The organism is Klebsiella sp. 2019SCSN059, from assembly GCF_021739525.1.
GTDB classification, from domain to species: Bacteria; Pseudomonadota; Gammaproteobacteria; order Enterobacterales; family Enterobacteriaceae; genus Klebsiella; species Klebsiella quasipneumoniae.
The window spans coordinates 92,129-110,377 of record NZ_JAKKOM010000004.1 but is presented as its reverse complement, the minus strand read 5'-3'; the positions used below and the strand labels follow the sequence as shown (position 1 = coordinate 110,377).

20 protein-coding genes are annotated in these 18,249 nt (G+C 60.3%); 7 read left to right on the top strand and 13 right to left on the bottom strand.

Annotated features, from left to right (window positions below; genetic code table 11):
• Positions 1–68: 68 nt before the first annotated feature.
• Positions 69–1,265 carry an efflux MFS transporter YdeE gene (ydeE, locus tag L2I46_RS06815; protein WP_065806117.1) on the bottom strand — a complete coding sequence of 399 codons (1,197 nt, stop codon included), beginning with the start codon at positions 1,263–1,265 and terminating at the stop codon, positions 69–71.
• 195 nt (positions 1,266–1,460) lie between these two features.
• On the opposite strand from ydeE, the gene eamA reads away from it, so the two are divergent.
• Positions 1,461–2,360: an O-acetylserine/cysteine exporter gene (eamA, locus tag L2I46_RS06810; RefSeq protein WP_023289620.1), complete on the top strand. Its 900-nt coding sequence runs from the start codon at positions 1,461–1,463 to the stop codon at positions 2,358–2,360.
• Between the two features lie 48 nt (positions 2,361–2,408).
• On the opposite strand, the gene marB is transcribed toward eamA, so the two are convergent.
• Genes marB through marR form a run of 3 tightly spaced genes read right to left on the bottom strand, consistent with a single transcriptional unit; the run spans position 2,409 to position 3,497 of the window.
• Positions 2,409–2,627: a multiple antibiotic resistance protein MarB gene (gene marB, locus L2I46_RS06805; RefSeq protein WP_032452772.1), complete on the bottom strand. Its 219-nt coding sequence runs from the start codon at positions 2,625–2,627 to the stop codon at positions 2,409–2,411.
• A gap of 34 nt (positions 2,628–2,661) precedes the next feature.
• Entirely contained in the window at positions 2,662–3,042 is a 381-nt protein-coding gene (gene marA, locus L2I46_RS06800; protein WP_004205971.1) for an MDR efflux pump AcrAB transcriptional activator MarA, read from the bottom strand.
• 20 nt (positions 3,043–3,062) lie between these two features.
• On the bottom strand, positions 3,063–3,497 hold the full coding sequence (marR, locus tag L2I46_RS06795) for a multiple antibiotic resistance transcriptional regulator MarR (RefSeq protein WP_004143563.1): 435 nt from the start codon (positions 3,495–3,497) through the stop codon (positions 3,063–3,065).
• Between the two features lie 261 nt (positions 3,498–3,758).
• On the opposite strand from marR, the gene L2I46_RS06790 reads away from it, so the two are divergent.
• Positions 3,759–4,427 (top strand): MarC family NAAT transporter, encoded by a 669-nt coding sequence (locus L2I46_RS06790; RefSeq protein WP_004205969.1) that lies wholly within the window; start codon positions 3,759–3,761, stop codon positions 4,425–4,427.
• Positions 4,428–4,495: 68 nt separating this feature from the next.
• Here the strand turns inward: L2I46_RS06790 and L2I46_RS06785 are convergent, their stop codons facing one another.
• Positions 4,496–5,695 carry a sugar transporter gene (locus L2I46_RS06785; RefSeq protein ID WP_032452773.1) on the bottom strand — a complete coding sequence of 400 codons (1,200 nt, stop codon included), beginning with the start codon at positions 5,693–5,695 and terminating at the stop codon, positions 4,496–4,498.
• A 201-nt stretch (positions 5,696–5,896) separates the two neighbouring features.
• Between L2I46_RS06785 and L2I46_RS06780 the strand changes: the two genes are divergently transcribed.
• Positions 5,897–6,688: a PhzF family phenazine biosynthesis protein gene (locus L2I46_RS06780; RefSeq protein WP_105490572.1), complete on the top strand. Its 792-nt coding sequence runs from the start codon at positions 5,897–5,899 to the stop codon at positions 6,686–6,688.
• 50 nt (positions 6,689–6,738) lie between these two features.
• Here L2I46_RS06780 and L2I46_RS06775 read toward each other — a convergent pair whose 3' ends face one another.
• The 6 genes from L2I46_RS06775 to L2I46_RS06750 all read right to left on the bottom strand — a co-directional run bounded on the left by L2I46_RS06775 (position 6,739) and on the right by L2I46_RS06750 (position 12,586).
• Positions 6,739–7,416 carry an SDR family NAD(P)-dependent oxidoreductase gene (locus L2I46_RS06775; RefSeq protein ID WP_236947651.1) on the bottom strand — a complete coding sequence of 226 codons (678 nt, stop codon included), beginning with the start codon at positions 7,414–7,416 and terminating at the stop codon, positions 6,739–6,741.
• Positions 7,413–7,886 (bottom strand): YhcH/YjgK/YiaL family protein, encoded by a 474-nt coding sequence (locus tag L2I46_RS06770; protein WP_048297479.1) that lies wholly within the window; start codon positions 7,884–7,886, stop codon positions 7,413–7,415. The genes L2I46_RS06775 and L2I46_RS06770 overlap by 4 nt, the downstream gene beginning before the upstream one ends.
• Positions 7,883–9,049, bottom strand: a complete 1,167-nt coding sequence (locus L2I46_RS06765) for a sialidase family protein (protein ID WP_105490574.1) — start codon at positions 9,047–9,049, stop codon at positions 7,883–7,885. The genes L2I46_RS06770 and L2I46_RS06765 overlap by 4 nt, the downstream gene beginning before the upstream one ends.
• Positions 9,050–9,052: 3 nt before the next feature.
• Entirely contained in the window at positions 9,053–10,462 is a 1,410-nt protein-coding gene (locus L2I46_RS06760; protein WP_032452778.1) for a sodium:solute symporter family protein, read from the bottom strand.
• Positions 10,463–10,538: 76 nt separating this feature from the next.
• Complete coding sequence (locus L2I46_RS06755; RefSeq protein ID WP_236947650.1) at positions 10,539–11,423, bottom strand: dihydrodipicolinate synthase family protein; 885 nt, start codon at positions 11,421–11,423, stop codon at positions 10,539–10,541.
• A gap of 14 nt (positions 11,424–11,437) precedes the next feature.
• Positions 11,438–12,586 carry an iron-containing alcohol dehydrogenase gene (locus tag L2I46_RS06750; RefSeq protein ID WP_105490576.1) on the bottom strand — a complete coding sequence of 383 codons (1,149 nt, stop codon included), beginning with the start codon at positions 12,584–12,586 and terminating at the stop codon, positions 11,438–11,440.
• 184 nt (positions 12,587–12,770) lie between these two features.
• Between L2I46_RS06750 and dtnK the strand changes: the two genes are divergently transcribed.
• Genes dtnK through L2I46_RS06735 form a run of 3 tightly spaced genes read left to right on the top strand, consistent with a single transcriptional unit; the run spans position 12,771 to position 15,748 of the window.
• Positions 12,771–14,006: a D-threonate kinase gene (gene dtnK / locus L2I46_RS06745; RefSeq protein ID WP_105490577.1), complete on the top strand. Its 1,236-nt coding sequence runs from the start codon at positions 12,771–12,773 to the stop codon at positions 14,004–14,006.
• Positions 13,999–14,985, top strand: coding sequence for a D-threonate 4-phosphate dehydrogenase (locus tag L2I46_RS06740; RefSeq protein ID WP_032452794.1), 987 nt, complete (start codon positions 13,999–14,001; stop codon positions 14,983–14,985). The genes dtnK and L2I46_RS06740 overlap by 8 nt, the downstream gene beginning before the upstream one ends.
• A 1-nt stretch (position 14,986) precedes the next feature.
• Positions 14,987–15,748, top strand: coding sequence for a DeoR/GlpR family DNA-binding transcription regulator (locus tag L2I46_RS06735; RefSeq protein WP_023289632.1), 762 nt, complete (start codon positions 14,987–14,989; stop codon positions 15,746–15,748).
• A 21-nt stretch (positions 15,749–15,769) separates the two neighbouring features.
• On the opposite strand, the gene L2I46_RS06730 is transcribed toward L2I46_RS06735, so the two are convergent.
• Positions 15,770–16,714 (bottom strand): L-lactate dehydrogenase, encoded by a 945-nt coding sequence (locus L2I46_RS06730; protein ID WP_236947649.1) that lies wholly within the window; start codon positions 16,712–16,714, stop codon positions 15,770–15,772.
• A gap of 145 nt (positions 16,715–16,859) precedes the next feature.
• Here L2I46_RS06730 and L2I46_RS06725 point away from each other — a divergent pair, with 145 nt between their 5' ends.
• Positions 16,860–17,342 carry a GNAT family N-acetyltransferase gene (locus L2I46_RS06725; protein WP_032452796.1) on the top strand — a complete coding sequence of 161 codons (483 nt, stop codon included), beginning with the start codon at positions 16,860–16,862 and terminating at the stop codon, positions 17,340–17,342.
• Here L2I46_RS06725 and ptrR read toward each other — a convergent pair.
• Entirely contained in the window at positions 17,296–18,174 is an 879-nt protein-coding gene (gene ptrR / locus L2I46_RS06720) for a putrescine utilization regulator PtrR (RefSeq protein WP_023289635.1), read from the bottom strand. The two genes, L2I46_RS06725 and ptrR, sit on opposite strands and share 47 nt — an antisense overlap.
• Positions 18,175–18,249 lie beyond the last annotated feature (75 nt).

Below are 18,249 nucleotides of genomic sequence, written 5' to 3'. Positions count from 1 at the left end.
CGCCAGCCACCACGACAGCGACCCGACAACGGCCCGACAGCAACCTGACAGCCGCATGTCAGCTGGCGTCAGGCCCTGGCCAGCGGAGAATCCGGCTGCCAGGGACGGGCATTCATCCCCCGGAAAATCATCAGCCAGGCGGCGACAATGGCCACGATAAGAATGACAAACAGCGACCAGTGCGGCAGATGGGTGAGGATCAACCCGGTGAACATCGGGTTGAAGGCCGCGCCCAGCCATCCCAGCGACTGAGCGGAGAAGTAGCTGGCCTTCATTCCCGGCGGGGCGATATGGTCAATCAGCATATACTCGCCGGGGGCATAAATCACCTCGCCAAGGGTGAAGATCGCCGCCGAGATCCCCCACGCCCACAGGCTGGCGCCGGAGAACATAAAGCCCACGAGGCCGATCACAAAGCAGACGGTACCGAAGGTCATCAGCGGGCGGATATTTCTCGCGCTCAGCCGCCGGCCAACGGCGTACTGCAGGGCGACGACCACCGCGGCGTTAACCGGCAGCACCACGGCCACGACTTTCTCGGCGAAGTCGCTGCTGGCGACCACCAGCACGTACTGCGAGATACAGGAGGCGAAGGCGCCGCCGACGAAGGAGGCCAGCAGCCCGGAACAGGTAAACCACAGCAGCGCGCGGTCGCGCAGCAGCACCGAAGGCGTCCAGGCGGCAGCTCCCGGCTGGGCGGCGGCGGCCCCATCCCGCTGGAGAAATAGCTGAATAAACACCAGCGGGAAGGCGGCGCAGGCCGCCGCCAGCCAGAAGGGCAGATTGATGCTGTGCATCACCAGCAGTGTGCCGATAGGCGGCCCGACGGTCCAGCCGATGTTGAGGATGGTGTAGTTCAACGAGAAGATGCGCGCTTTTTTCTCCGCCGTCAGCCGGTCGGCGAACCAGGCTTTCAGTACGGTGGAAAAGACCGAATAGGCGCAGTTGATCAGCGCAAAGAAGATCACCACCAGGGTCGCGTTATGGACCAGCGGTATCGCGCTGAAACCGAGGATAAATACCAGCACTGACCACACCATATAGCGCTTTTTGTCGAACTTGTCCGCGAGGATGCCAAAGCCCATGCTGAACAGCACGCCGACCACCAGGGCCAGCGACAGGGCGTAGCCGATCACATCCACCTCCAGCTGATAGCGTCGGGTGAGGTAGATGGTCATAAACGGCAGTGTGGCCCCGCGGCCGATAGTCAACAGTAACGACGATGCCAGCAGCGCGATGGTGGAGCGCCGGAGTGTGGTGATCATGATTTCCTTGCCTGTCATGTTGTTATAATTTTATGTCTTCGATCACAAATAACACGGTCATCACGCCTTGTACAGGTCGCCCCGGTCGCGATCGGCACTTCTGAACCTGCCAAAAATAATGATCTATCCTGGCGGCCGCTTTTTCGCTACTTTGATTTTGTTCACAAAAATTCTAATAACGACAGAGGCAGGGGTATGACGAGGAAAGATGGACTGCTGGCGCTGCTGGTAGTGGTGGTGTGGGGGCTTAACTTCGTGGTGATTAAGCTGGGATTGCACAATATGCCGCCGCTGATGCTGGCGGGCCTGCGCTTTATGCTGGTGGCCTTCCCGGCGCTGCTGTTTGTCGCCCGGCCAGCCATTCCGCTGCGCCTGCTGTTGGGCTATGGCCTGACCATTAGCTTTGGCCAGTTTGCTTTTCTGTTCTGCGCTATCGGCCTGGGCATGCCGGCGGGGCTGGCGTCGCTGGTTCTGCAGGCGCAAGCCTTCTTTACCATCATCCTCGGCGCCTTCGTCTTTGGCGAACGCCTGCAGGGCAAGCAGCTGGCGGGGATCGCTCTGGCGATCTTCGGCGTGCTGGTGCTGGTGGAGGGGAGCCTCGGAGGGGAACATGTCCCGCTGGTGGGCTTTATGCTGACCCTGGCGGCGGCGCTCAGCTGGGCCTGCGGCAATATTTTCAACAAAAAAATCATGTCCCAGGCGACCCGGCCGCCGATCATGTCGCTGGTGGTGTGGAGCGCATTGATCCCGGTGCTGCCGTTTATGCTCGCCTCGTGGCTGATCGATGGCCCGCAGTTGATGCTGGCGAGTCTGCGCCAGATCGATGTGCTGACGGTTCTCTCGCTGCTTTACCTGGCGTTTATCGCCACTATCGTCGGCTACGGTATCTGGGGCTCGCTGCTGGGGCGGTATGAAACCTGGCGGGTGGCGCCGCTGTCGCTGCTGGTGCCGGTGGTGGGGATGGCCAGCGCCGCGCTGCTGCTGGGAGAGACGCTGAGCGGGCTGCAGCTCGCCGGGGCGGCGCTGATCATGGCCGGGCTCTATATCAACGTTTTCGGTCTGCGTCTGGTGCGGCCGGGCATGGCGCGCGGGTAAAAAAAAGCCCCGGAGACGGGGCTATACACAAGTATGCGTGTAATGGCATCACAGGTCGTGCTGCTGGTAGTACGGCACGCCAAGTTCGTCAGATTTATCATTGCCGGCCGCCATATGATTGAAATCAAACGGCGAGTCGTTATGTTCCGAAGGGATAATCATTGTGTCACGCTGGTTTTGCCGCACCGGCGTGGTGGTTTGCTCCGCATAGCTGAAGCTGGATGCCAGCGACATAACGACGATGGCTGCGGCAGCGAATAGTTTCATGATTTCCTCAATACGTCTTTAATAATGCAGGCGATTAACAACAGTTATTTAGCGGATGCAGATAGCGGGATTCGCCAGGTACATTCGTTATGCGATATTTGTGGGGCGGAACATCGAAATAGTTTTTAAACGTTCGCGTCAGGGTCTGCTGCGATTCGAAACCGTAGCGTTCCGCCAGGTACAGGATTGGCTCATTGCTCTGCTTGAGCTTTTGCGCAATCTCCGTCAGCTTACGGCTGCGGATGTACTGGCCGAGGGAATGGCCGGTCTCTTTCTTAAACATACGTTGCAGGTGCCACTTGGAGTAACCTGAGCGCTCAGACACTTTTTCCAGCGACAGGGGCGATTCCAGGTTATCCTCGATCCACGACAAAATACTATGGATAGTGATGGCGTCATTATTACGTCTGGACATCATCTTACCTCTTCTTATTTTTACGGCAGGACCTTCTTGAGGAGTTGCTCAAGCATGGCGACTTCGTCCGCCGACAGATTTTTTGTTAACTCCTGGTGTAACTTCTGACCCACAACCTGATGACACTGCTCGCAAAGGGCTGCGCCGTCTGGCGTCAACTGCACCAGCACGCCGCGCTTGTCAGCGGGGTTGGGTAACCGTTCAATCCAGCCTTTACACGCCAGGCGGTCGAGCATACGCGTCATCGCGCCCGGGTCGACGGAAAGCACGGTTTTCAGCTCAACGGGGGTAATACATACCTCGCAACGAATGGAACAGAGCACCCGGAACTGGGTCGCGGTAATATCCATGGGAGAGAGGTAGTCGTTGAGCAGGCGATCTTTTTTCTGGTTAACCATCTGGATCAAGCGGCCCAGCGGGATCATCTCGTTGAACAGGTCGCTGGTACTTTTCATGATGGTTGCCCAGGCAATGATTTAGTTGCGAGTGATACTATTGCCCAGGCAATCATAAGTCAACATTATGAATTGGCCGATGCCACGATTTGCTAAAACAAGAAAATTCGACACGGGTCACTGTTTGTGAATTTTCTAACGCTTGTTAATTTTTGGCGAAGGTGATTTATCAGCAGGCTGGCGTTGGAATTGTTGATGCCGGTATACTCACGGCGTGAAACCATCCTTAAAAAATGAATATTTACGGGGCTTTTTTTAACTATGTTTGATTTGTTTAAAGCGATAGGGCTCGGCCTGGCGGTGCTGTTACCGCTGGCGAATCCGCTGACTACCGTGGCGCTGTTCCTTGGCCTGGCGGGCAATATGAACAACGCCGAGCGGAACAAACAGGCGTTGATGGCTTCGGTGTATGTCTTCGCCATCCTGATGGTGTCGTGGTATGCCGGCCAGGTGGTGATGAATACATTCGGCATATCAATACCTGGGCTGCGTATCGCCGGGGGGTTGATTGTGGCCTTTATCGGTTTCCGCATGCTGTTCCCCCAGCAAAAAGCCCACGATTCGATGGAAGCGAAGATCAAATCGGAAGAGCTACAGGATGAGCCAACCGCCAATATCGCCTTTGTGCCGCTGGCGATGCCAAGCACCGCCGGTCCGGGCACCATCGCGATGATCATCAGTTCCGCCTCAACCGTGAAGCACGGCGTGGACTTCCCGGAGTGGGTGGTGCTGGCGGCGCCGCCGATTATCTTTGCCCTGTTGGCGATCATTCTCTGGGGTTGCCTGCGAAGTTCGGGGGCGATTATGCGTCTGGTAGGCAAAGGCGGCATTGAGGCCATTTCGCGGCTGATGGGCTTCCTGCTGGTCTGCATGGGCGTGCAGTTCATTATTAACGGCGTGCTGGAGATCATTTCGACCTGGCATCCCTGACCGCGGTGATGCGCAGAGAGACAAAAGCCCGCCGGAGCGATACCGACGGGCTTTTTTTTGCGGCTCAATCAAGAGTGGTGCGGCTGGTGCTCTTCCAGCGATACCGGCCAGCGACGGAAGATCAGCAGGGCCCAGATCAGGCCTGCCAGCGCCGGGATGGCGCCGATGTAGCCGATGGAGGCCATAGAGAGGTGCAGACTCACCTGACTGCCCACCAGCGCGCCGGCGCCAATGCCGATGTTAAAGATGCCCGAGAACAGCGACATGGCGACGTCGGTGGCGTCCGGGGCGGAGGCCAGCACTTTCACCTGCATGCCGAGACCGATAATCATGATCGCCACCCCCCAGAAGATGCTGAGCAGCATCAGGTGGTGCGGGTTATGCGAGGCCGGCAAAAGCAGCAGCAGACAGGCCAGCAGCAGGCCGATGGCGAGGCTTATCAGCCCCGAAGCGTGCTGGTTACCGAGCTTGCCGAACAGAATGCTGCCGATAATCCCGGCCCCGCCGAGGATCAGCAGCAGTACGGTGGCAAAATTGCCGCTCAGACCCGCCACCGTCTGGACGAAGGGTTCGATATAGCTGTAGGCGGTATAATGGGCGGTCACCACCACCACGGTCAGAATGTACACGCTGACCAACGCCGGGCGACGGAACAGCACCGGCAGGCTTTTCAGCGAGCCTGAGTGTTCGCTCGGCAGCGTCGGCAGCAGTTTCACCAGGCAGGCCAGAGTGGCTAAGGCGCCGAGGCCGATCGCCAGGAAGGTCATCCGCCAGCCAAAATACTGGCCGATGATGCGGCCGATCGGAATGCCAAACACCATCGCCAGTGCGGTACCGGTGGCGATCAGGCTCAGCGCCTGCGCCCGTTTGCCCGGAGGCGCCATGCGGATGGCCAGCGCCGACGTTATCGACCAGAACACCGCATGGGCGAAGGCGATGCCGATGCGGCTGATGACCAGCACGTCAAAATTCCATGCAAAGAACGACAGCACATGGCTGGCGATAAACAGAATAAACAGGCCGATGAGCAACCGCCGACGCTCCACTTTGCTGGTCAGCAGCATAAACGGCAGCGACATTAACGCCACCACCCATGCGTAGATGGTCAGCATCATGCCCACCTGGGCGGTTTCCATGCCGAAGCTGTCGGCAATATCCGACAGAAGACCGACCGGGGCAAATTCTGTGGTGTTAAAAATAAACGCGGCGATGGCCAACGTCACGACACGTAGCCACGCTACCTTGCGTGAGACCGTATTCGTAGTCATAAGCTCTGGACTGGTGATTCAGGGGAAGATGTGACGCTGATCTTAAAACGTTTGCTGGCGAAAAGACAATCATTTTGTGATCTGCATCTCATTTCACTGCAAACACCCAGGTGCGGTTAAGCAATTAATTTTGCTATGGATAGTGTCAGGGGGGCGCTTTTATGTCATGTTGAAGGAAAGTAAAAAAAATAAGGACAGTGTATGCAGGAAATACAATTTTATCTGGTCGATGCTTTCAGCGATAAAAACTTCGGCGGCAATGCCGCGGCCGTTTGCCCCCTCAGCGAGTGGTTAGCCGACGATGTGCTGCTGAAAATGGCCCAACAGCATAACCAGTCCGAAACGGCGTTCTTCGTCCGCACCGACGAAGGTTATGAGCTGCGCTGGTTTACCACCCTTGGCGAGATCAACCTCTGCGGCCACGCCACCCTGGCGACGGCGCACGTTATTTTTGAATATCTCGACCATCCCTCGGCGACGATTACCTTTAGCACCCGTTTTGTCGGCGACCTGCGGGTGACCCGCAGCGGCGACTGGCTGACGCTCGACTTCCCGGCGTGGACGACCACCCCGGTGGCCAATCCGCCGGCGGACCTGCTGGCCGGGCTGGGCCTCGAGGCGGCCGTCGAGGTACGGGAAGGGCGCGATTATCTGGTGCTGCTGGCGGATCGCCGGCAGGTTGAAGCGGTGCAACCGGACATGGCGCGCCTGCAGAAGCTCGGCAAAATGATCTGCGTGAGCGCGCCGGATGAGGAATATGACTTTGTCAGCCGCTTCTTCTGCCCGGGAGAAGGGGTGCCGGAGGATCCGGTGACCGGCTCCGCGCACAGCATGCTGATCCCCTGGTGGGGCGACAAGCTGGGGAAAACCACCATGATGGCGCGCCAGGTCTCCGCCCGCGGCGGGGATCTGCGCTGCCAGTGGCAGGGCGACCGGGTGCTGATCGGCGGTCAGGCCACCACCTATCTGCGCGGGACTGTCTATTTACGTTAATCCTCACCGCCGCGTCGTTCCGTTGTCCGGGGACGGCGCGGCGTGCGTCATCAGGCAAGGGAGGCGCCACCGCACATCACCAGCTCCTGTCCGGTCATCGCCGATGCGCCCTCACTCAATAACCAGCTTATCAGCGAGACCACCTCCTGCGGGGTAATGAGCCGCCCCAGCGGCGGCAGCCGCGGCGGAGAGCTTTCCCTGCCAGGCTGATGGAGCATCGGCGTATCGGTTGCCCCGGGCGCCACCACGTTGACCGTCACCCCTGCGGGCGCCAGCTCTGCCGCCCAGCTTCTGGCAAGGGCGACCAGCGCGGCTTTGGTGGCCGTATACTGGGAACGACCCGCTGCGCCTCGTGATGTACGGCTTCCCAGCAGAACAATCCTCCCGCCCGGCTCCATGGCCGGGGCGAAGTGATTGACCAGCGTTTGGGCCGCGTCGACATGTAAACGCCACAGCGACTCGCCGCGCAGTGGATCAAGATTGCCCAGGGGCGCGGCGGTCATCGAACCCGCGGCGTGGATGATGGCCTGAGGAGGCTCAATCTGTTCCAGCGCCGCCAGCAGCGCGCTGCGTTGGCTGACATCGACCTCCAGATGGCGAAAGATCGGCTGTGTGAAGGGCGGCAGCGAACGGCTCATGCCGACCACCTGCCAGCTGTCCTCCAGCAATTGCCTCACCACCGCGGCGCCGATTCCGGAACTGGCCCCGGTGACTATGGCCCGCTTCATTGCGCCTCCAGCATCGCTGCCGGTATCTTGAATACCGCCTTTCTGACCGGCGCTGGCGTCGAAACCGCACACAGCGCCTGGTGCGGTTCGCCGGGGTAAAAGACCGCGAAGTCGCCGGGACGCAGCAGAATAGAGACACTCTCCGGGGCCGGCTGACAGAGATAGAGGTCGGGCTTAAGCTCATTATCCTGCGGGCGCATCACGGCAGCCATGCCCGCCTGGATCCGCTCCTCGCCGGCCAGGATGACCTGAATATCCGCCCACTGACGATGATATTCCGTATGCCGCTCGGCCGCAGGCTGGGTTTGCGCCACGCCGAGGGTGCAGAACCACGGCGCGCCGTCGGGCTGGAAGCGGCCATCCTCTCTGGCGCTCAGGGCGGCCAGCGAACAGGCCTCGCTGCTCAAAAGCTGCTTTAACGCCGGCGGCAGACCAGCCTGGTGCAGCGCCTGCAGGGTACCGATAATCATGCGCTTTCTCCTTTCACCCACTGTGGCGAAACGCGAACATACTTGATCGCCTGGCGGTACCAGGTGTAGGCGATATGCAAATTACCGTCTGTTCCCTGTTTGATGCTGGGGTAGGAGAACTCCCGGTTCAGCTTCTGCTCCGAATTATTGGTCATGCAGTAGCCGTCGCCCTCGTCAAGATTACGCAGCCACGGCCAGCTTTTGCCGCCGTCAGGCGAGATCGCCACCGTCATCGGCGCGCGGGGCGCGCCCCAGAAGGCGCTTTTTCCGGTTGTTTCCGGCTCCTTACGGCCATCGTCATCCGCAATTTCATCGTACAGTGAGGCTCGGCGTTCGGTGGCCCCGGCGGCGCTCATATTATTAAACACCAGCGCCAGTTCGCCATTGTCGAGAGTCGTCGCCTGAATGGACGAGTTGTTGTTCGGCAGCGTCGTTGGCACCGGCGCAGACCAGCTTTCACCCTGGTCGCTGGAGCGGCTGAACCAGATGTGATCCGCCCAGCGACTGCGAAAGAAGGCCGCCAGTCCGCCGTCGGGATGCGCGGTGATGCTCATATGGACGCAGCCAAGACTCTCCGGGACCGCCACGTCACGCCAGCTTCTGCCGCCGTCGGAGGAGATCTTCACCGCGCTGACGTCATTGTTACCCACCCATTTCTCGCCGGGTGCAGTGCGGCAGTAAAACACCGGCAGCAGCCAGCTGCCGTCAGGCATGACGCTAATCGGCTGGCGAATAAAGGTACCGGGCTGATCCAACAGGGTATTGATGGGTCCCCAGCTTTGCCCGCCGTCGTGTGACTGGCGGTAGCGCACAATGGCGGTATCCTGGTTGCCGGCGAATTGCGCCGTCCATAACAGCCACACTACCTGGTCCGGCGCCTGAAACAGCACCGGATTTTGTTCCGAGCGGTCAGGATCGTCGGAGAGCTTAACCGCTTCGCTCCAGCGATCGCTGCCGGGGGCTAACCGCGAACCCCAGATCGAAATGTCGGCTTTCCCCTCCTGGGAGCCGCCGAACCAGACGCACATCAGGCAGCCATCTTCCAGTTGAAGCAGGTTGGCGGCATGATTTTGCGGGCAGGCGTTGGGGAGCATCGCCCATGCGATATGTTCATCTTGCTGGTGCTGGCGAATGACGCCGTCGAAAGAAGGAATTGCGGACATGTTTTAGACTCCACGTTGCTCAACAGGGGCAGGGGATGATTGTGATTTATTCGGGATCAGGCGATCGATGACCATAATGATCGCCGGGGTCGCCAGGGCGATATACATGTTATTGATGCCGAACGGATCGCCAAGTAAATACCAGACGGAGGTCACCACGCAGGCGCCGATCAGACCGGCATTGGCGCCGCGGGTGCTCCTGAAGAAGGGGGCATAGAAGGCGATGACCGCTACTACGGTAATGGACAGGCGGATGGCGCGGGTGAAGAAGGAGAGTTTCAGCACTTCCGGCACCAGCAGCACAAAGATCAGCGGCAGGAAGCCGATAATTAACGATGCCCAGCGCGTGGCTCTGAACTCCTGGTCCGGAGTTGGGTTACGCCATGGTACGTAGAAATCTTTCACCACCAGCGAGGCAATGGCCAGAGCAACGGTACTTACGCTGACGAATATCGAGGCCACAAGTGACGTTGTCACGAGTCCCGCCAGCCAGGGATTCATGTCCTGCAGAAATACCGGCAGGGCGTACAGGCTGTTGATTTCCGGATGCAGATACTTCGCCGCCACGCCGATGATGGCGATGGCAAGAGCGATGGGCAGGCAGAAAAAGAAGGCGATCCACGTGGAGCGCTTTGCTGACCGGACGTCTTTGGTGGAGCTGATCGCCTGGATAACAAACTGGGTGCAGAAGATGGAGCCGATAGTGCCGATAAGCCAGGCGAAGATAGTGCCAGCGCCAATGTTGCCATCCCACGTCCAGTAGTAATCCGGCATCTTCTCAATCATCGGCGTGAAGCCGCCGGTTTTGGATAGAGCAAAACCCAGAATGATCAGCAGACCAGCGTATTTTAACGCGCTGTGTAACATGGTGACCCAGGCGACGCCTTTCATGCCGCCGAAGGCGAAATAGAAGGTACTGACGATGGCGGTAATAAAGGCGGCCACGGGTAAGTTGACTTTTAAGACGGTGGAAATAGCCGCGGCGCCGCTGACGTAGTTGCCCACGTTAACCAGCAACAGCGCATAAATCATGATCAAGGAGATAATATTTTTGGTACTGGTGCCATATTTCTCAGCGATAGCCCCGGATATGGTGATTTTCCCGGTGTTATAGATGCGCTTTACCAGAATCAAACCGAACAGCGGGAAGCCGATGGCCGCCCCCAGCACGGACCATGAGGCGGCAATTCCGCTCTCAAAGGCGGCCTGAGCGGTACCGATGGTTGATTTGGCGCCAATATATTCCGACATCAGTAATATACCGACAATAAAGGCCGGCATGGCGCGCGAGCCTTCCATAAAATCCCCGGAATTCTTACTACGAATACGGAATGTCAGCCAGGTGGTAAACAGAATATAGGCAATGACAATGCCGACAATAATAAAGGTATCTTCAGCGGTAAAATGATTCATCTTAGCCTCTCTCTGGGCGTACGAATCCTGGGTACGGCGGTACCCGGTCTGTTTTATTTACGAAACGCAGCGGGTATTACGCTAAATAACGGGCAATGATGCCGCGTATTTCCTGCAGCTGCTGGTCACTAAACTGCACCGCGTAGCGGCTGTCGCCCACCTCATGGCCCATCAGCTGCAGCGCTTTTTTCACCGCCGCGGGTGAGAACGCTACGTTGTACAGGTCGGTGCGCAGGCCCGTTACCCGCTCCTGCGCCTGGCGCGATCCGGCGATATCACCAGCATGGAACAGCGACCAGATAGCGTTGATCTCGGCAGGCGCGACGTTGGCAAGCCCCGAGATGCAGGCTGAGCAGCCGTCGACAAACCCCTGATGGATAAGCGAGTCCGGGCCGTTGAGAACGTCGAAACCGTCAATGTCGCGTACCGCGTCAAGAAAGCCTTTCAGACTGTCGTAGCTGCCGGCGCTATCCTTGATGCCAATGATATTGTCGTGCTGCGCCAGCTTACGCGCTGTCTCCGGCGCAAGGGTGTTACCGGTGCGGGCGGGAATGTTGTAAAGAAAGAGCGGGACGCTCAGCGCGTCGGCGATCGCCGTATAGTGGTTTATCAGCTCATCCTGCTTCAGGGGCACGAACCACGGGGTAATGGCCGATACCGCGTCAACCCCGAGGCGGGCGATCTGCTGGCCAAGCCGGCGGGTCTCCCGCGTGGAAACCTCCCCGATGTGGGCTACCACCGGCGCGCGACCGGCGGCCGCCTCCACGCAGGTTCTGGCGACGGCGATCTTCTCTTCCTCATTGAGGACAAAAAACTCGCCGTTGGTGCCGCCGCAGAATATGCCGTTGCCCGCGGCGATCTGGCGCTGCACCTGCTGCTGCAGCGCTGGCAGGTTAAGGGCTCCCTCGGTGGTAAAGGGGGTAACGATGGCGGTGAGTACGCCGCTAATGGCTCTCCTCATTTGATTTTCTCCTGTTAGGCATGTTCCGGAAACAGCGTCTGGTAGATAGCCGCGATCTCTTCACGGCTGACGCTGCAGGGGGCGTTATTCATCAGGCGCTTCACGTTCTGCGCCGCCGCGCTGAGGGCGGGGATGCTGTCTGCGGGAACGCCGAGCGCGGCGAGGTTATCGGGCAGCGGTAAGCGTTTGACCAGCGCCGCCAGCCATGCCACCAGCGCATGGGATTTCTCTTCCTCGCTGAGGGTGAGGTCCGCGTCGGGGATCAGATCCCAGACCTGAGCGAACTTCGCCACCGCGTGGGGGCGGACGACCCGCATGCAGGGCGCCAGCAGAATGGCGTTGGCCACCCCGTGCGGCAGGTGCCAGGTGCCGCCGAGCGGATAGGAGAGCGCATGCACCAGATGGGTGCCGGCATGGTTGATCGCCGCGCCGCCGTACCACGAGGCCCAGAGCATCTCCAGCTTCGCCGTCAGATCCTGCGGCTGATCCACCGAGCGTTCGATATGACGCACCAGCTTGTGTAAACCGATTAACGCCGCGTTATCGCTTACCGGGTTGGCCACGGTGGAGGTGAAACACTCCAGCAGATGGCACAGAGCATCGATCCCGGTCGAGGCTGCGATGCTGGCCGGCATGCTGGTGGTCAGATCCGGCAGCAGGGCGACGTAGTCCGGGAGCAGCACCGGGGAGATGATCCCCACTTTGGTCTGCTGCTCGGGGATCGCCAGAATAGCGTTCGGCGTTGCTTCGGAGCCGGTCCCGGCGGTGGCAGGGATCAGCAGGGAGCATAGCCGTCGTTGCGGCTGTTCACCCGCCAGCAGGGCCGTCAGAGTGGGGGCTTGCGGATGCAGCAGCACCGACAGCAGTTTCGCCACGTCCAGCACGCTCCCGCCGCCAATGCCGACGACCATCTGCGGTTGAGAAGCGCCCAGCTGGCTGACGATCTTCGCCACATCCTGATGACTGGGCTCGGCAGGCACACTGTTAATGACCTCAACCTGGCGCCCGTCTGCCGCCAGCAGGCGATGGATCGCCCGGGTCGCCTCCAGCGCTCCGACGTTCTGGTCGGTCACCAGCAGGATACGGGTTTTATCTGCCAGCAGCGGGAGCAGGGCCGATGAGGCGCCAGCCCCGCTGATGATCGTGCTGTGTATCGTCGCCACGCGTTTCTCCTTGGTAGTGGTTGATTGAATTCAATCATTCACGAGTCGTTCTACTCGTCTGGTGGGGAAAAGTTATAATTTATACGGCGGTTTAATAACTTGAGCTTGCTCACATTTAATCAAATATGATTGAATATAATCAATTTCAGGTTTGCAACGTTTACAACGACCACAAGGCAGGACAATGAAAGACGGCAATAACAGCGTGCTGGTGCTGGCAGATGACTTTACCGGAGCCAATGACGCCGGGGTCAGCCTGGCGGAGGCGGGCATGTCGGTAGAAGTGGCATTCTCCGCCGGGCAGGCGTCATCCGCCCGGGCGTTAATACTCAACAGCGACAGCCGGGCGATGACCGCCGGCGCGGCCGCCGACAAGGTCACCGCTCTGCTGCGCGGCGCGGCGCGATTCGCCCCGCGCTGGCAGATAAAGAAGATTGACTCCACGCTGCGCGGCAACCCCGGCGCCGAACTGGAAGCGATGATGACGGCGCAGGGCTGCCGGGTGGCGGTTGTGGCGCCGGCTTACCCGGCGGCCGGGCGGCATACCCGGGACGGACGCTGCTATGTACACGGGATACCCCTCGATCACACCGAATTTGCCAGCGATCCGAAGACGCCGGTTAGCCGGGCGGATATTGCCGGCATTCTCGCCATGCAGAGCCGGCTGCCGAGCCGGTCGCTGAGCGCCACCCAGCTTCCGGGAGCGTTAGCGACGGCGGGCGAAGCGAGGCAGGTACTGATTATCGACGCCTGGGAAGACAGCCATCTGGACCAGGTGATTGACGCCGTCGCTCCTCATGCGCAGGAGACCCTGCTGGTCGGCTCGGCAGGCCTTTGCGAGGCGCTGGCGCGCCGCCTGCGCCGCAGCGAGCAGGGGCCGCTGCTGGCGGTGGTCGGCTCGATGAGCGAGATGGCGCAGCGCCAGGTCGCGGCGCTGCAGGCTCATTCCCGAGTGAGAAAGATCGAAATTGATGTCGAACAGGCCTTTAGCGGATCGCCGAAGGAGGAAGCCTCGCGGATCGCCGAGGTGCTGCGTGAGGGTGATCACTGCGTGGTGACCACCCGCCCGAATAACGCCGTCCGGCACGGGATTGAAGCCCAGTGCCGCGAACGCGGTCTCAGCCGTGCGGCCTACGGGGAGCACATCTGCGCCTGGCTTGCCGACGTTACGGCACAGGCGGTGGCGCTGTGCCCCCCTGGCGCGCTGTATCTCTCCGGTGGCGATGTGGCCATCGCCGTGGCTCAGGCGCTCGGCGCCAGCGGTTTTCAGATCCGCGGCCGGGTCGCGGAGTGCGTCCCATACGGATACTTCCTCGGCGGCCGCTGGTCGCGGCCGGTGATGACTAAAGCCGGAGGATTCGGCACCGACACCACGCTATTACATGTTGTGAATTTTATTGAGGAGAAACTGAGTGTCTAACATCATTGCAGTCACAATGGGCGACCCGGCAGGGATTGGTCCGGAGATTATTATCAAATCCCTCGCCGAAGGGGCGCTGAGCGGCGCGCCGGTGGTGGTGGTGGGCTGCGCGCAGACGCTGCGGCGTATCCTGGCGTTGAACATCACCCCGCGGGCGGAGCTACGCATCATTGACCATCCCGCCGAGGCAAGCTTTGCCCCGGCGACGATTAACGTCATCGATGAGCCGCTCAGCGACCCGCAGGGGCTGCGTCCTGGCGAAGTGCAGGCCCAGGCCGGGGATCTGGCGTTTCGCTGCATTAAGCGGGCGACCCGCCTCGCGCTGGAGGGCGCCGTCGCGGCCATCGCCACCGCGCCGTTGAATAAAGAGGCGCTGCATCTGGCGGGGCATGCTTTTCCCGGTCATACGGAACTGTTGGCCCACCTGACGCAAACCACCGATTACGCCATGGTGCTGTACACCGAAAAGCTTAAGGTTATCCATATCACCACCCATATCGCCCTGCGCCAGTTCCTTGACACCCTCAACCAGCCGCGGATCGAGACAGTGATCGGCGTGGCGGATCGCTTTCTGCGCCGCGTCGGCTATCAGCGTCCGCGTATTGCGGTCGCCGGCGTGAATCCGCACGCCGGGGAGAACGGCCTGTTTGGCGATGAAGAGATCCGCATCGTCGCCCCCGCGGTTGCCGCCATGCGGGAGCAGGGAGTGGAGGTAACCGGCCCCTGTCCGCCGGACACGGTGTTTATGCAGTGTCATGAGGGGATGTACGACATGGTCGTGGCGATGTATCACGACCAGGGGCATATTCCGCTGAAGCTGCTGGGATTCTATGATGGGGTCAATATCACCGCCGGGCTGCCGTTTATCCGCACCTCTGCGGATCATGGCACCGCGTTTGATATTGCCTGGACAGGTAAAGCGAAGTCTGAGAGCATGGCAACCTCCATTGAGCTCGCCATGCACATCGCGCAGGAATAACATGAAGGGATATAACCGGTTAGAGCAGATTATGGACTTCCTGAAAAGCCATAATCTGGTGACTGTCGACCAGCTGGTGGCGGCGACCAACGCCTCGCCAGCCACCATTCGTCGCGACCTGATCAAACTCGATCAGGAAGGGGTGATCAGCCGCACGCATGGCGGGGTGACGTTGAACCGGTTTATTCCTGCCCAGCCGACGACGCTGGAGAAAGCCCAGCGCAGCCCGCTGGAAAAGCAGGCGATCGCCAGCGCGGCGGCAGCGCTGGTGAAAGCCGGCGACGCCATTGTGCTTGATGCCGGCACCACCATGATTGAACTGGCGCGGCAGATCACCCATCTGCCGCTGCGGGTGATCACCAGCGATTTACATATCGCCCTGTTTTTGTCGGAATTTAAGCAGATTGAAGTGACGATTATCGGCGGGCGCATCGATGACAGCAGCCAGTCGTGCATCGGCGATCACGGCCGCCGCCTGCTGCAGACCATCTGGCCCGATCTCGCCTTCGTCAGCTGCAACGGCTGGGACCTTGAGAAAGGGATCACCGCCCCGACGGAGGAAAAGGCCGCCCTGAAACGCGATCTGATGGCCAATGCCCGCCGGCGCATTCTGCTGGCGGACAGCTCCAAATACGGCGCCTGGTCACTCTTCAACATTGCCCCGCTGGAGTCGTTGACCGATATCGTCACCGACGGCCACCTGCCGGAAGCGACCCGCGAGGCGCTGGTGACCCTTTCCCCTCAGCTGATCATTGCCGACTGATCCAGACGCCGCCGTCTGCCGTCAGGGCAGACGCGCGATATTGGCTTTGATCACCGCAACCGACTGGCTGAACTTCGTCTGTTCTTCGCCGGCCAGCCGCAGTTCGATAATCTGCTCCACGCCCCCCTGGGCCAGCACCGCCGGCACCCCAGCCGACGCGCCGCTGACCCCGTACTCACCGTCAAGAATGCAGGAGACCGCCAGCGCGCGGTGGCTGCCGGTAAAAATATTGCGGCAGATCTCGGCGATGGTGCCTGCCACGCCATATTCCGTACAGCCTTTGCCGGCGTAGATCTCAAACCCCAGCTTGCGCACTTTGTCGGCCATCGCCTCCCGGTCGAGCGGCCGGCCGGTGCGTTGCTGGTAGAGGTCGGCGATCGGCGTGCCATATACCGAGGAGTGCGACCATACCGGAAACTGGGTATCGCCGTGCTCGCCGAGGATAAAAGCGTCGATGCTCTGGGCGCCAATGTTCAGCTCCTGCGCCAGCAGACGACGCAGGCGGGTGGTATCCAGCCAGACGCCGGTGCCCAGCACCTGGCTGCGCGGCAGGCCGGAGAGCTGCCATACCTGCCAGGTGATGATGTCACACGGGTTGGTGGCCACGAGGAAGATGCCGTTAAACCCGTTGGCCATCATGGTCGGCACGATGCTCTTGACGATTTTCGCGGTAGTGGTCAGTTCATCGAGACGGCTCTGGCCGGGGCGCAGCGCGCCGCCGGAGACGGTGATCACCGCGATGTCGACATCGGCGCAGTCGCTGGCCTCGCGGGTGGAGATGGTCATCATTCCCGGCAGATAGGCCGCGGCGTCGCTGAGGTCCTGAGCGTGGGCCTCGGCGCGCGGCTGGTTAAGGTCGACGAGGATCAGCTCCTCGCAAATGCTCTGGTTGAGCAGGGCGTAGGCCGCTGACGCGCCGACGTTACCGGCGCCAATAATCATCACTTTACGGGTTTTGGTGCGCATATTCAGGTCTCAAAAACGGACGGCAGGGGATAAAGTTACTGCGTTTCAGTTAGTTAGCGCAAGTGGCGGGCGGCAATATAAGTTAATGCTATGGCGAAAACCGTTCCGGGGCGCGCTACAGTGGCGTAAAAAAAGGAGCTCACCTATGTATACCATCACCGACATCGCCCCCACCGACGCCGAATTTACCGCCCTGATTGCCGCCCTCGACGCCTGGCAGGAGACACTCTACCCGGCGGAGAGCAACCATCTGCTGGACCTCGGCCAGCTGCCGCCGGAGACAGTGATCGCCATGGCGATCCGCAGTCCGCAGGGCGAAGCCGTTGGCTGTGGGGCTATCGTCCTCAGCGATGAAGGTTTTGGCGAGATGAAGCGGGTCTATATTGATCCACAGCATCGTGGGCAACAGCTGGGAGAAAAGCTGCTGGCGGCCCTGGAGGCGAAAGCGCGCCAGCGCGACTGCCATACTCTGCGCCTGGAGACCGGCATCCATCAGCATGCGGCCATCACCCTCTATACGCGCAACGGCTATCAGACCCGCTGCGCGTTTGCTCCCTACCAGCCCGATCCGCTCAGCGTCTTTATGGAGAAACCGCTGTTTGCCGATCTTCGTTCAGCAGCGCTATAAACGCTTCCAGCTGGCGGGTTTTGGCGCCCCGGCGCCACACCAGCCAGGTGGTGAGCCAGCGCCACTCTTCCGCCAGCGGCCAGGCGGAAACCTGCTGATGGCCCGGCATACTCTCCAGCATACTGCGCGGTATCAGCGCCAGCCCGGCGCCGGCGATCACGCAGGCCAGCATCCCGTGATAAGACTCCATCTCATGGATCCGGCCCGGAGTGGCTCTGTCGGCATGGAACCAGCTCTCAAAATGCCGGCGGTAGGAACAGTTGGCGCGAAAAGCGTAGACATTAGCCCCGTTCACTTCGCTGGCGCGGGCGATGGGCGCGTGGCCGTAGGGGGCGACGATCATCATCTCTTCAGGGAACACCGGCAGCCCCTCCAGGCCCGGGTGCACCAGCGGTCCGTCAACGAACGCGGCGCTCAGGGCTCCCTCCAGCACGCCGTCGATCATCGTCCCGGAGGGGCCGGTGGAGAGGGCGAGATGAATTTTCGGGTAGCGCTGATTAAAGTGGGCCAGGGTGGTGGGGATCCGCACCGCCGCGGTGCTCTCCAGCGAACCGAGAGAGAAGAGTCCCTGGGGTTCGTCGCCCGCCACTACCATTCGCGCCTCGTCCACCAGGGCGAGGATCTGCTGGCTGTAGCGTAAGAAGCTGTGGCCCGCGGGCGAGAGGCGCAGCCGCTGGTTCTCGCGGATAAACAGCTCAACGCCAAGATCCGCCTCCAGCTGGCGGATGCGGGTGGTGAGGTTGGACGGCACGCGATGCACTTTCTGCGCTGCCTGAGTAATGCTGCCGGTGCTGGCGACGGCGTTAAACATCTCTAGTTGAGTCAGGTCCATACTATTCTTCTTTTGTGAATGCGTTGCTTAATATTATTCATTTTCAATGAATGGAAAGGTAAGCCAGAATACGTT

Bases quoted from the DNA above. Each gene is read 5' to 3' on its own strand.
- marR (WP_004143563.1), bottom strand. From the start codon at position 3,497: ATGAAAAGTACCAGCGACCTGTTCAACGAGATGATCCCGCTGGGCCGC.
- L2I46_RS06790 (WP_004205969.1), top strand. From the start codon at position 3,759: ATGTTTGATTTGTTTAAAGCGATAGGGCTCGGCCTGGCGGTGCTGTTA.
- L2I46_RS06730 (WP_236947649.1), bottom strand. From the start codon at position 16,714: ATGCGCACCAAAACCCGTAAAGTGATGATTATTGGCGCCGGTAACGTC.
- L2I46_RS06765 (WP_105490574.1), bottom strand. From the start codon at position 9,049: ATGTCCGCAATTCCTTCTTTCGACGGCGTCATTCGCCAGCACCAGCAA.
- L2I46_RS06725 (WP_032452796.1), top strand. From the start codon at position 16,860: ATGTATACCATCACCGACATCGCCCCCACCGACGCCGAATTTACCGCC.
- marB (WP_032452772.1), bottom strand. From the start codon at position 2,627: ATGAAACTATTCGCTGCCGCAGCCATCGTCGTTATGTCGCTGGCATCC.
- eamA (WP_023289620.1), top strand. From the start codon at position 1,461: ATGACGAGGAAAGATGGACTGCTGGCGCTGCTGGTAGTGGTGGTGTGG.
- L2I46_RS06755 (WP_236947650.1), bottom strand. From the start codon at position 11,423: ATGAGGAGAGCCATTAGCGGCGTACTCACCGCCATCGTTACCCCCTTT.
- L2I46_RS06770 (WP_048297479.1), bottom strand. From the start codon at position 7,886: ATGATTATCGGTACCCTGCAGGCGCTGCACCAGGCTGGTCTGCCGCCG.
- L2I46_RS06735 (WP_023289632.1), top strand. From the start codon at position 14,987: ATGAAGGGATATAACCGGTTAGAGCAGATTATGGACTTCCTGAAAAGC.
- L2I46_RS06760 (WP_032452778.1), bottom strand. From the start codon at position 10,462: ATGAATCATTTTACCGCTGAAGATACCTTTATTATTGTCGGCATTGTC.
- L2I46_RS06780 (WP_105490572.1), top strand. From the start codon at position 5,897: ATGCAGGAAATACAATTTTATCTGGTCGATGCTTTCAGCGATAAAAAC.
- ydeE (WP_065806117.1), bottom strand. From the start codon at position 1,265: ATGATCACCACACTCCGGCGCTCCACCATCGCGCTGCTGGCATCGTCG.
- dtnK (WP_105490577.1), top strand. From the start codon at position 12,771: ATGAAAGACGGCAATAACAGCGTGCTGGTGCTGGCAGATGACTTTACC.
- L2I46_RS06785 (WP_032452773.1), bottom strand. From the start codon at position 5,695: ATGACTACGAATACGGTCTCACGCAAGGTAGCGTGGCTACGTGTCGTG.
- L2I46_RS06775 (WP_236947651.1), bottom strand. From the start codon at position 7,416: ATGAAGCGGGCCATAGTCACCGGGGCCAGTTCCGGAATCGGCGCCGCG.
- ptrR (WP_023289635.1), bottom strand. From the start codon at position 18,174: ATGGACCTGACTCAACTAGAGATGTTTAACGCCGTCGCCAGCACCGGC.
- marA (WP_004205971.1), bottom strand. From the start codon at position 3,042: ATGTCCAGACGTAATAATGACGCCATCACTATCCATAGTATTTTGTCG.